Source organism: Chryseolinea soli (genome assembly GCF_003589925.1).
Lineage (GTDB): Bacteria > Bacteroidota > Bacteroidia > Cytophagales > Cyclobacteriaceae > Chryseolinea > Chryseolinea soli.
This window is the reverse complement of the sequence record NZ_CP032382.1, coordinates 4,865,003-4,878,289: the sequence shown is the minus strand read 5'-3', so window position 1 is coordinate 4,878,289 and position 13,287 is coordinate 4,865,003. Positions and strand designations below refer to the sequence as shown.

Annotated in this window: 4 protein-coding genes; 3 read left to right on the top strand and 1 reads right to left on the bottom strand. The window is 52.5% G+C overall.

Annotated elements, in window-relative coordinates; all coding sequences use genetic code 11:
* Window positions 1-10: 10 nt before the first annotated feature.
* The 3 genes from D4L85_RS20660 to D4L85_RS20650 all read left to right on the top strand — a co-directional run bounded on the left by D4L85_RS20660 (window position 11) and on the right by D4L85_RS20650 (window position 10,868).
* The gene (locus tag D4L85_RS20660) at window positions 11-3,262 is read left to right on the top strand and encodes an FG-GAP-like repeat-containing protein (protein ID WP_119756090.1); all 3,252 of its coding nucleotides are present in this window, start codon (window positions 11-13) and stop codon (window positions 3,260-3,262) included.
* Between the two features lie 184 nt (window positions 3,263-3,446).
* A complete protein-coding gene (locus tag D4L85_RS20655) occupies window positions 3,447-9,905 on the top strand; it encodes a T9SS type B sorting domain-containing protein (RefSeq protein WP_119756089.1) in 6,459 nt (2,152 codons plus the stop codon).
* 12 nt (window positions 9,906-9,917) lie between these two features.
* On the top strand, window positions 9,918-10,868 hold the full coding sequence (locus tag D4L85_RS20650) for a PorP/SprF family type IX secretion system membrane protein (RefSeq protein ID WP_119756088.1): 951 nt from the start codon (window positions 9,918-9,920) through the stop codon (window positions 10,866-10,868).
* A 265-nt stretch (window positions 10,869-11,133) separates the two neighbouring features.
* Here the strand turns inward: D4L85_RS20650 and ppk1 are convergent, their stop codons facing one another.
* Window positions 11,134-13,260, bottom strand: a complete 2,127-nt coding sequence (gene ppk1 / locus D4L85_RS20645; RefSeq protein WP_119756087.1) for a polyphosphate kinase 1 — start codon at window positions 13,258-13,260, stop codon at window positions 11,134-11,136.
* Window positions 13,261-13,287 lie beyond the last annotated feature (27 nt).

The following is a 13,287-nucleotide window of genomic DNA, read 5'->3' as shown; positions in this document are numbered from 1 at the left end:
TTATGACACCATGAAGCGAGTTCTTAGCTTGTTTACAAAAATCGTTGGTTTGCTGATCGTCTTCCTCGTGATCATGCCCGCCGCCTTTGCCCAGCGGCCGGAAATCAAGGATATCAGCAAAGTGAAAGGCAGCATGGACGACATCGTGCAGCTGAAAGGAAGCTTTTTTGGCAACGACGCCACGAAACTGGTGGTGTTTTTTGGCGCCACCCCGGCGGCGATCCTACAGGCCACTGATCAACTGCTGGAAGTCAAGGTTCCCTCGGGCGCTACCTATCAGGATATTTCCGTAACCCGCTTTAGCGGCGTCACTGGTCTGACCGGCTATTATCGTGAACCCTTCTTTTTGTCGTTTGGAGGCGCGGCGGGCATTGACCCCGCTAACTTCGGCTCGCAAACGGACTACCCTGCGGGCGTACCCGTAGCACAAGGTCTCTATGACCTTTGCATGTGTGACTTCGACGGCGACAGCAAACCCGATATTGCCGCAGCGCGCGACAACAACTCGTTCCTGCTGGTATTGTCGAACTCCTCCACTCCCGGCTCGCTCAACATGTCCGGTACGTTCAACATCTCGCTGGGCACCCGCTCCCTCCAGGTGAAATGCGGCGACCTGAATGGCGACGGCAAGCCCGACATCGTGGCCACCGAAAAAGGCACCGGCGACAATGTTTTCTTCCTGCGCAACACCAGCATCGGGCCCGGAGCGATCAGCTTTGCAAAAACCCAGATTCCCCTCACCGGCAAAACACCCAACCGCATCGAGATCGCCGACCTGGACCTGGACGGTAAACCGGAAGTGATCCTGACCTCGCAGGCCACCAATAGTGTGATCGTGCTGGTGAACACCACACCCAACATCACCACGCTTTCTTTCTCCGCGACCCCCATCACGATCCCGCTACCCGATTGGAAAAGCACGGACGGTCTGGCGGTAGAAGATCTCAACGGCGACTTTCTGCCGGAGATCGTGACCAACCAATTTATTACGAACACCGATCTCTACGTCATTCAAAACAACAGCGCGCCTGGTGCGGTGACGATGTCGCCCGCCCTTACGCTACCCGTGGGAAACACGGTGAAAAACTTAAAGATCGGCGACCTGGATGGCGATGGCAGATCGGACATCGCGTTTACCCAACTCTCGCCTTCTTCCAACCTCGGGATCTTCCTGAACACCAGTACTTCAGGAACTTTATCGTTTGGATCGCTCAAAACTTTCTTAACCGACACCAACCCCTGGGGCATCGACTTCGGTGACCTGGATGGCGATGGAAAGGCGGACATCGTTGCCCCGTCGATCACGAAAAAATCGCTCACCATTCTGAACAATACCAGCACACCGGGTAACCTTTCCTTTACGACACTTCTCAAAGCCACCGACTACATTAATCGCCACGTCGCGATTGGCGACGTAGACGGCGATGGCAAACCCGACATTGCCTTCACCAGCATCGACGACAACAATCTGAACATACCGGCGTCCAAAGTGTCGATCTTCCGTAACCATGCGTGCATGATCCCGAAGGTTACTCCTGAGGGTCCTTTGAATGTGTGCTCCGGTTTCCCGCTCACACTGACCTCCACCAACGGTGGGGCTACCACATTCGAGTGGCTCAATGCCACTACCAGTACGACAACGCCGGGTACTTATCAATTCTCTCCTACCGTCACGGGCGACTACAGCGTGACCGCTACTTCGGAGGGAGGAAGTTGTAAGACAACCAGCAACGTGGTGAAGGTCACCATTTCGGCAAGTGCCGTTGCGGGTAATCCTGATCCCCAGTCCAATGGGCCGGTGTGCATCGGCAACACGATGAACTTGGTGGTGAACAACGATCTTGGTGCCGGCTTTAGCTATGAATGGACCGGTCCTGAAAACTATACGGGTTCTGGGGTTAACCCCACCCCAGTAGCAAACTTCCAGCTACAAAATGCGGGCGTCTACACCTTGAACACCAAGGCCGCCAGCGGGTGCGTGGCCCGCATTGATCCCATCTTAGTGAAAGCCGTGGACATTCCGGATTTCAAAGTGTCCTATTCGGGCTCAGCCCTGATCTGTCTTCCCAGCGCCAAGACACTTTCGGTATACCCCGCGGTGACTGTGCCTACGGATTTTACCATTCAATGGTATGAGAAAACGGCGGGCCTGCTTCCCGGCGCTACTTCCACCACACTGAGCAAAAACGTGAGTGGTGAATATTATTATACTGCCACGTCGGCCAACCCCAGTTGCCCGGTGGCACAATCTGCGTCGGCCGTCATAACGGTGGTGGCGCCGCCGGTTGTCAACTTCACGTTGCCGGCCTCAGCCTGCAAGGGCGAAGAAGTGAGTTTTACGGATCAATCCACGTCCGATCCCGCAGCCCCGGTTATCTATGCCTGGGACTTTGGCGACACAAAAACATCGAGTGACAAAAATCCCAAGCACGTTTTTACCACCGCCGCAGGATTCACCGTAAAGCTTACCGTGGCCTACACCGGCAATGCCTGCCCCGCGTCGGCCTCCAAGCCCATCACGATCACCGCCGCACCGGACCTTTTTATTACCAATGCAGAGAATACATTTGATGTATGTCCCGAGTCCAGCCTGGTACTGGGGGTGAACGACACGTTCACTTCGTATTTATGGAGTACGGGGGAAACCAGCGCCACCATAACCGTGCACGAGGCGGGCGATTATACTGTGGACGTGGTAGCCACCAACGGCTGTAAGTTGAAAGCGGAGCAAGCCATCGGTGGCCTGCCTGCCCCTACCGTTACAGCCACCGCAACACCGGAAGAAATAGATGAAGGGGCAAGCGCCCAGTTAACTGCCGAAGGTCTGCTGGATTTTAGCTGGACGCCGACTGAAACGCTTTCCGATCCCTCGATTGCCAACCCGGTAGCTACACCGCTTGCTTCCACCACCTACACCGTGACGGGTAAGGGGGGTAACGGTTGCAGTGGCTCTGCCACGGTGCAGTTGAAAGTGAGGGGTGAAGCCATCGTAAATAAGCTCCTGCCGGGCAATTTTTTCTCCCCCAACGGTGACGCTGTCAGTCCTTTTTGGATGGTGGGAAAGATCGATGAATACCCCCAGTGTGAGGTCACGATTTACGATGACAAGGGTGTGAAAGTGTATAATTCGAAACCTTATCAGAACAATTGGGACGGCACTTTCAACGGAAAGCGGCTGCCCGACGGTGTTTACTACTATATCATACGTTGCGAGGGGGAAGAAAGTATGCCCAGATCGGGAAGTATTACCCTATTGAGATAGTCTTGGATGGGCTTTAAATGCGGTTTTGAGAGATTGGTACTTTTTTTGTCAGGGGGTCGGGTTAGATGAACCGTTACTAAAATCTTACACGTAATGTTACGATATCGATTGAATTGAAATTCACATATTGTAAACCGCCACTTTAGCGGCAATAGTATTTGGCTTGTTATAACTCTTCTAACCTATGAAAAGGTACGTCTATTTGTTTGCCTTGTGCTTAAGCTTATGCGCAACAGTTTCGCACGCCCAGGAGATCTGTGCCAATGGCCTGGACGATGACGGCGACGGTTTCATCGACTGCTTCGACAAGGATTGTGCCAACCAGGTGGTCTGCACCGGTGGCTATGTGGGCAATGACCTGCTTTGCGAAGTGAAACCTTCACAATTCCCGGCATTTACCCTGTCCTTGGAATCGGCTTCGCCCGACGGTACCGCTAACCACCTGGGACGGGCCGTAGTAGGAGACATCGACGGCGACAAAGTGCCGGAGATGATGACGGTGAACAAGTTTTCGAAAAAGATATTTATTCTGGACGGTAAGGCTACCGTGACGCCGCCAGCGACAGTGGGGGTAAATAAAATCAAGAAACAATTATCAGTGAGTTTTACGCCTGCCTATGAAGACATAGCCATCGCCAACCTGAACAATGGCAACGGCGGCTGCGGTGAAATCTTCATTCTCGGTACCGATTGGAGTCTATATGCTTTTGACTGTAACCTCAATCAACTTTGGGTAACCAAACTTCCAGGCGATCCTGGTACCATCGGGATCGCAGACTTCAACGGCGATGGAAAGGAAGAGATCTATGCCCGCAACGCGATCTACAATGCCCAAACCGGGGCCGCCATAGTAGCGCCAGGCGGAAGTTGGTCCAGCTTCAACGGTGGACCTGTGGCTGTGGACGTGTTGAGCGACGCCACCAAAACCGCCCATAAACCCACCGATGTTGTAAAAGATGACAACCTCGAGTTAGTCTGTGGTGGCGTTATCTTCAGCGTCAACATCGCAGCGGGTACGATAAACCAGGAAATGGTTATCACCAACTATGGCAAAAGGGTTGACATCGATGCTACCAGTGTCGCCGACGTGAACGTCGACGGCTCGTTGGACGTAGTTGCTTCTGGAAAAGACACCAACAACGGAAACACAACCATCTTCTTCTGGGACTTGGTGACGGGCACGGTGAAGACCTACTCCGATCCCATGGCCGGCAACGTAACCATTCAAGCGTGTCCTCCCTCCACTTCCGACTATTATAAAAACGGATGGCACCAAGGCACGGGTCGCGTGAACATTGCCGATCTTGACGGCGATGGAAAACCCAACCTGGCCTATGTATCGGGCAAATATTTGTATGCCTTGAAAGATGATCCAGCCAACGCCACCAAACTGGTTCCGCTGTGGCCTAAAATAACTGTATTCGAAGAAACCTCGGGAAACACAGGCTGTACGCTTTTTGACTTTAATGGCGACGGAAAATCCGAGATCGTATACCGCGATGAAAAATTCATCTACATCCTTGACGGTACCGACGGCTCGGTTTTTACACAGCAACCCTGTGTGTCGCGTACTAACCGCGAATATCCCGTGGTGGCTGACGTAGATGCTGACGGTTCGACTGAATTGTGTGTGACTTGTCGTACGATCGACTTCGTTCAAAATGGGGGTATCATCGATCCCAACGACCCTAACTATTTGGATTCTGATCGCAAAAATTTCTGTGATATTAACCAGGCCGAGTTCTCCCAGGTGCGCGTATTCCGTTCGGGTGGCGAGCCCTGGGTGCCTGCGCGACGGGTATGGAACCAGCACGGTTACTTCAACGTGAACGTGAACGACAACCTGACGATTCCCAAGGTTCAGCAGAAACACCATCTCGCTTTTTCGGAGAATGTGTGTACTACCGGAAAGAACCGGCCACTGAACAGCTTCCTCAACCAATCGCCTTTCCTCAACTCGCTGGGTTGTCCGAAATATGCTTCGCCCGATTTGGCCTTTGTCGATAATTCGCTGTCGGTTGATCAGCCCACGTGTCCGTCGTTGACCTTTACAGTATCGTTCAAGATCAAGAACAAGGGCGACAACGGTTTGAGCGGCGATGTGCCGATCTCTTTCTATGACAACGACCCGACCAAGGCAAACGCTAATAAGTTGGGCACCACCAAGGTGACGTTGAACAACCTTACAGTAGGCGCAGAACAAACGCTGACGAACCTGAGCGTAACCGGCCCCGGTTCCTTCTTCACACTCTATATCGTTTTGAACGACGGTGGCACGACCGTGCCCACTCCGATAAAATTACCCAACACCAATTTTATTGAGTGCGATTATGGGAACAATATTATTCAGGCGCCCATCAATCCAAAGCCGGTGAAGCTTACAGCCATCAAAGTACAAGACAACATTACGTGCTCCCCCACCTCACCCAACAACGGTGCAGCCCGGGCGTACGTGATGACGGGCGGGGTGGAGAACGACACCGACTATGATTTTTATTGGTCCATTGGAACCACGGCCAAGCCGATCTCATCGGCTGATTACAAGGGAGCCAAATACACCGGCATTCCGGGCGGAAATTATATGGTTTACGCTATTCACAAAACAGCCAAATGTAGTTCCGACACAGTGCCGGTAATCATAGATAATATCGCTAGCAAATTCAGCATTCGCATCGACCTCATCAGTGGCCTCACCAATTGCAAGGACAACCCGAATGGTCACCTTGACGCCGTTGTTCTAGACGGCAGTGGCAATCCCGTTAATCCCGGTAGCAACAAATACTCTTATGACTGGTATCAAGGCACGGATGTCTTGACGGATCCAAAAATCGGAAACAGCCATAACATCGCCGGTTTGGTCGCCATTACGTACTCGGTGTTGGTGATCGAGAAAGCCACGGGCTGCCAGCAATTCGATTCGTATAATCTTCCCGACAATAGTGTGAAGCCCGTGGTCGCCGCCAGCAAGCAAGACGCCTTGTGTACGGCCGCTACCACTGGCAAAGCCTCAGCGTTGGCCGATGGTGTGACAGCGGGGTATACATTTTCGTGGTACCTTGGCAGTGCAGTAAAGCCCTCGCCCGATTTCACCGGCGATACCTGGACCAACCTGACGCAGGGATCCTACACCGTCGTAGCCACGAAGAACTCAACCAAGTGTGCATCGGCGCCCAAGACCGTGAGCATCATCCAGACCACGCCTCCAAGCATCACCGTCGCGGCCACAGCAGATCAGATCTCCTGCGACGTGACCGCACTCACCGGAGCGGCTTCGGTAACGCCTGTGGGTAATATCGCCGACTTTACATATCAATGGTATACCGGTCAGAGCACCGCGAACCCCATCGCTAACGCAAAGCAGAACATTTTGAGTGGCGTGGCCTCTGGGTATTACACCATAAAAGTAAGAAACACGGCCTCCGGCTGTACGGCCGCCAAGCACGTGCTAATCGCCGACGGCGTAGTGCCTGTAAAGTTGCTGGTAATTGACCCGATTGCCAACTCGCAGTGCGTTCCCACGAACGGTGGAATCGAAGTAAAAACCGTTTCTCCCGACCTGCCCTCCGATTATGATTTCTACTGGTATAACGGCTCGTCCGAAAAGGCGGCGTCCGACTTTCCGGCCAATAAAACAAACCTCTTATCGGGTATCCCCGATGGAACCTACACCGTAAAGGCCATTCACAAAACCCGGAAATGCGCCACACCCGCCAGGACCATCGCCGTCGCGAACACCGTCGTTCCCTTCGCCATTGCATTGACCGACTTCAAGCAACCCACCGACTGTACATCACCCACCGGGTATTTACAGGCGGGAGTTTCCACAGCCAACACCAACGGGTATGACTTCGCTTGGTTTGACGGTGGAACGGCGACCGGTACGCCACTGACGACCGATATCTTCAACACAGCAACGTCTTCGAAAAAAGATAACATCGCGCAAGGCAACTATACCGTGCAGGTAACGAACCTTGACAACGGCTGCAAGCAAGAGGAACAGTTTGACCTGGAATTTGTGGCCTCACACAAGCTTAACTACGTTTCTCAAACCGACATAACCAATTGCGATCCAACCCAAATCAATGGTGAAGCTGTCGTGGAACTGGTGGGCCTCACTGGAGGTCAGGCCAACTACGACGTATTCCTATATCCGGGCAGTGTCGATCCCAAATCCGGTTCCGGCATAGCCACTCTAGCGGGCGACGCCAGCAACCAATATGCAACGCCCCCGACGCCTCTCGGACCGCAGGCGTATACCATAGTGGCAGTAGCCAAGGGAGGAGCCACAGCAGGCTGCCGTGCTGCTAGAACGGTTGTATTGAAACAAGTGACAACCGATCCCGTTATCGACGGCGACCTCACCGCGGCCAATACCTCGACCAACACGTTCTGCAAAACCAGCACCACGTTGACCGGAAACGGCGCCATCACACTCGGGCTGGTGGGAACGCCTTCGGAATACACCTATGACTGGTCCAATGGCGCCTTCACCAAGGACATCGCCAACTTAGTACCGGGTGATTACACCGTAACGGTAAAATACAATACCTCAGCACCTGCCAACATCGGCTGCTCTACCACACGAACCTTTACGGTCGGCAACAAGCCCATGCTGGTATCGGTGGACATGGCCAATGGCGACTTGACTACCACGGATGTGTTGCATTGTATTGCGAATGGAAGCAACACCCCCCAGGCTGAGGGTACAGCCGCTTTTCAACGGATCCAAGCGGGCACCAACACAGTGACCTCGCCTTTTGCCGCTTACACTTTCGATTGGCGTCAGGACAATGGCACGGTGGTTCCGGACGTCGATCCGAATGATTGGGACCGCGTTAATTTGGCAGCGGGCAGCTACTATGTTATGGCCACCGATGTGGCCAGCAGTTGCGATGTAACAGCCAGTTTTGATATTCTCGATAAAACCAAAAATACGGTGGACGTAACGTTGATTGCATTCCAAAACGAGATCCACTGCGTGGGCCGCACGACGGGCTCCCTGAAGGTGCTGGCTTCTGGCACGAGCACTACAGGCTACAGCTATGAATGGTATGAGGTCGGCGTTGCGGGCGTCATTTCCAACACGGACGAAGTAACGGGTATAACGTCGGCTTCCCTTGCCCCAAAAGGTTATCATGTCGTGGCGACCAACAGCAGCACAGATTGTGTCGCGCAGGATACTTACGTAGTTCAGTCGTCGAAGAATCCAATCTACATCGATGCTTCTTCCACGCCGCTTGTAAATTGCATCGCGCTCGACCCGGTTGCAGACAACCCCAAGGCGCTGGCGGCTGTGACATTTGGCGGCTACGATGACGTCACCGGCGTTCCGCTTGCCATCAATCAAAACGACTTCACCTTTAACTGGACAGTCGACAATGTGACGATTCTTAATAAAAAGGAAATCACGTTGACCGTTCTCGACCTGAACAAACCAATATCGGTGGTAGCAACTTACAACCTTGATCCAACCACCGACCCTGCAACAAACCAACCGCTTTGTATGATTGGCACAGATGTACCGTTCAACGATGAGCGTGTATACCCTCCGGTTTCGGCTGAAGCATTAATGCCGGTAACGAACTGTGATCCGACCATTCCGAACGGGGTGGCATCTGCTTCCGTGAACGGTGATTTCGTCAACTACGACTTCTATTGGTTCGAAGGTCTTCCTCCCGTGGCCCTGCCCGGTGGCTTCTATCAAGGTGCCCAAGTCGATGGCTTGAAGGCGAAGATCGCTCCTGATAATACAGTCTACACCGTATTGGCAAAAGACAGAATAACCGGCTGTACAAACACCGCCACCATCGAGATCAACTACAGCCCAGTGGCCATTCCTATGCCTCAGATCGAAATCTTGTCGCAGGTGACCAGTTGTGTTGTGGGGGAAGAGAATGGAGCGTTATCGGTCTCGGTAAACAAAAACGTCAGTGAGTATATCTTCGACTGGTACATCGGTCAGGCAGAGAAAGCCTCACCTGATTTTGTGGGCGACGAGTATGACAGCCTTGCCGTTGGCATTTATTCGGCGACGGCTACCAGCCGCGTCACCGGCTGTAAATCGCCGCTCGTGAGCGAGGAGATCATTGCCCTGCCTGTGTATCCTGAATTTGATTTCAGCATTGTCGCCACCCACTGTACGGCCCCGATAGACGGCACACAACCCGTACCTGACGGTAGCTTGTCGCTCTTTATCACCAACACGGTGGAAATCGACAAGATCGAATGGACCCAAGGCAACACGGTATTCCAGACCGGCCCGATCGTGACGAACGTGGATGCAGGGACCTATTCCGTTACAGTGACTTCGTTACTGGGATGCGCCACCACCAAAGACGTATCGGTGAAAACCGACATCCGTCCCTTCAACGGTGTGTCGCGGAACGGCGATGGTGCCAACGACATCTTCTACATCGGCTGTATCGACAATTTCGAGAACAACCTGGTGAAGATCTTCAACCGCGCCGGCACGCTGGTGTACGAAGCAGAAGGCTATGACAACTCACAGATCTTCTTCGACGGCCAGTCCAACAAAGGCATCAGCCTGATGGGCACGAACCTGCCCGGTGGAACCTATTACTATATCATTGACAAACGCGATGGCTCGAAGCCTATGGCTGGATATTTAGAACTTGTTAATTAACTTTTTGAACTCATGAGCACCTCTCTCAAGAGAACTTTTTTAACTTTTATCATTGCGTTGGCCATGGTAACGTGGTCCTATGGGCAACAATACCCGGTGTTCACGCAGTATTATTTCAACGAACTGGTGATCAACCCGGCCTATGCCGGTGCCCAGGTGCAGTTGAATCTTACGGCGATGTACCGCAACCAATGGGTCAACTTTCCCGGCGCCCCGAAAACCTATAGCATCAGCGGCCACACGGCCCTGATGAAAAATAAGGTGGGGGTCGGTCTGTTGGTGAATCACGACGAGATCGGTAGCTACAAGAACGAGCACATCTACGCCAGCTACGCCTACAAGATCCATTTTCACGACGCCACATTGTCGATGGGATTGCAGGCCGGCATTAACCTGTTAGGCGCCGACTACAGCAAGCTCGACCTGCAAACCACAGGCGACGCCTCGTTCTACAACATCTTGAACGTAGTGAAACCCAACTTCGGCGCAGGGCTTTACTACAGCAAGAAGAATTTCTTTGTCGGCTTTTCCGTGCCGTTCATCCTCAATAACAAGATCGCCAACTCCGTAGAGGGAATCCTGGGACAGATCAAAGAAGCGCGCTATTACTACATCCGAAGCGGCGTTGTATTGCCGCTCGATCGCTTCAACAAAGTAAAGATCAATCCCTCCATCCTCGTACGCGCGCAGGAAAACCAGCCGCTCAGTTTGGATATCAACAACGCCTTTATTTTCTATGACGTTTTCAGCGCCGGCGTCTCTTACCGCCTGGGTGACGCGTTGATCACCTTCATCGACCTGAAGCTGAGCGAGAAATTTCACTTCGGCTATTCTTATGACTGGACCCGCTCGGACCTGAACAATTTCTCCAACGGTACACACGAATTTATGATCACGTATCGGACGCGGATCCGGGGGGTGCATAAGAATCCGGAGTGTCCGCAGTATTATGAATATCGATAGGTAGTCAGGAGTCAGAATCCAGGAGCCAGTAGTCAGTAGTGGGTGGTGTTAAGGAATCGACTAATCAGTCGGCGGCGGGACCGATCGTCCATCACACCCATCAGCATCGAATAATTTATTTACACAAGGAAAATCAGCGTGGCACTTTGTCTAATGAGGGCATCGGCGCCTTGCTCAGACAATTGTTATATTTAATCAAAGCGCACACCATCACTTTGTTGGTATCCCATCAACAGATCAGCGTCGATAAAGAAAACATGAATTTTTAAAACAACTTCGCTCCCATCACAATTTCCTTCGTGATGTGATAGAATTCTTTGTGAATATTAAAGGGCGGCTGGCCGTCCAGTTCTTTTTTCACGTAGGTTCCGTCTTCCTGCATGACGTAGGCGTTGATGTTGTCCTTGAGGTTGAAGCGCAGGTTGTTGACGGCTTGTTTTTTGAGGATTTCTTCATCCAGTAAAAACAGCGATTCGATCCGGCGGTCAAAGCTGCGCACCATGGCGTCGGCACTGCCGATGTAGACTTTGGGATTGTTGTCGTTGTGAAAATAATAGATGCGGGAATGTTCGAGATATTCCCCTACGATAGAGACTACCTGGATATTTTCGCTGAGCCCTTTGCGGCCAGGACGAAGACAGCACATGCCGCGTACGATCAGTTTAATCGGCACGCCTGCCTTGGACGCTTCGTATAATTCATCGATAAGCTCTTTGTCCTGGAAGGAGTTCAGCTTGATGACAATACCCGACTGAATGCCATTACGTGCATTCTCGGCCTCGCGCTTCACCAGGTTGCACAATTGAATGCGCATATCGCGGGGTGAGGTGATAAGGTTCCGGTAGGTCGACGGCTGTGAGTGGCCGGTGATAACGTTGAAGAATTCGGACACATCGTTGGCGTATACCTCCTTGGTGGTGAGCAGGCCGATGTCTACATAAAAGCGCGACGTCGCTTCATTGTAGTTGCCGCTGGAGAGATGGACATAGCGATAGACCTTGTCTTCACCTTCTTTGCGGACGATGAGCAACAACTTGGTGTGGGTCTTCAGGTTGCCCACGCCATAGATCACAAAGCAACCGGCCTTTTGCAGGCGTTGGGCTTCGCGCAGGTTATTCTCCTCGTCGAAGCGGGCTTTCACTTCGAATAATACGGCCACGTGTTTGCCATTTTCAGCAGCGCGCAACAGGGCCGATGTGATCCGCGAATCGCGGGCCACCCGGTAAATCGTAATTTTGATGGAGAGCACATACGGGTCGTCGGCGGCTTTCTCCAACAGGTCCAGCACCGGCTCCATGGAGTTGTAGGGGTGGTGCAGCAGGATGTCGCGCTCTTTCAATACCTCGAACAAATCGCGCGAGCCGTGCTCGGGAAAGTTCAGGGGCTTGATGGGGTCCGGCGGATGGACGCGCTTGGCTTTAAATTCTTTATGCCCGATGATCTGGAGCAATCCCGAGAACTCGACCATGCTTTCGTGTGGCGCATAGAAAATATTATGCTCGTCGAGGTCCCACTGGATCTTCAGCATGCGGATCATCCAGGGGTCGGCACCCGCCTCCACTTCCAGTCTTACGACACGGCCGGAGCGGCGGGTTTTTAATTTGCGCTTCAGGTCCTCGAGAAAATTGGACTCGATGTCTTCGCTTTCCTCCAAGGTGAAGTCGCCGTTGCGATTGATACGAAACAGGTTGGTGCTCACGATCTCTACGTTGCGGAAGAGGTGGTGAACATTATTCCGGATGATCTCTTCGATGGGTACAAACTTGATGAGCCCATCCCCTTCCAGCTCATAAAAGCGCGGGAGGTTCTGGGGCACCTGCATGAACGAGACCCGTTGCTGGGTCTGGTTTTCGTTGGGGCTTTTGGTGACCACGCCAAACAGCAGCCTGTTGTTCATCAGCAGCGGGAAGGTGTGGTAGCTGTCGAAGACCATCGGCGTGAGCATGGGAAAGATGGTCTTGCTGAAATAGTCGTTCACCCGTTGTGTGTCTTCCACCGACAATTCGCGGTAGGGCGCGATCACAAAACCATTTTGTGCAAAGTATGGCTTCAGGTGTTCGACGTAGTATTCATTCTGGTCTTTATAAAAGCGCTGTGTTTCCAACAACAACAGTCTGCGGAAAGGCTCTTCCCGCAGGCCGTTGTAGTCGAAACGCTCTTTGCCATAATCAATGTAGTTGTAAAGGCTTCCGAGGCGGATCGTGCAAAACTCATCGAGGTTGGAGGCCGTGATGGACAGGAACTTCAACCGGTCGAAAATGCTGCGGTCGGTGTGCCTGGCCTGGTCGAGCACACGATAGTTGAACTTCAGCCAGCTCAGGTCGCGGCTGATGTAGTTACTCTCCTCTATTTGCTGTACGATCCTTTCGGTCGTTACGATCGAATCCTCCATAAAATCAAATTCCGCTAAAAAAGTGTT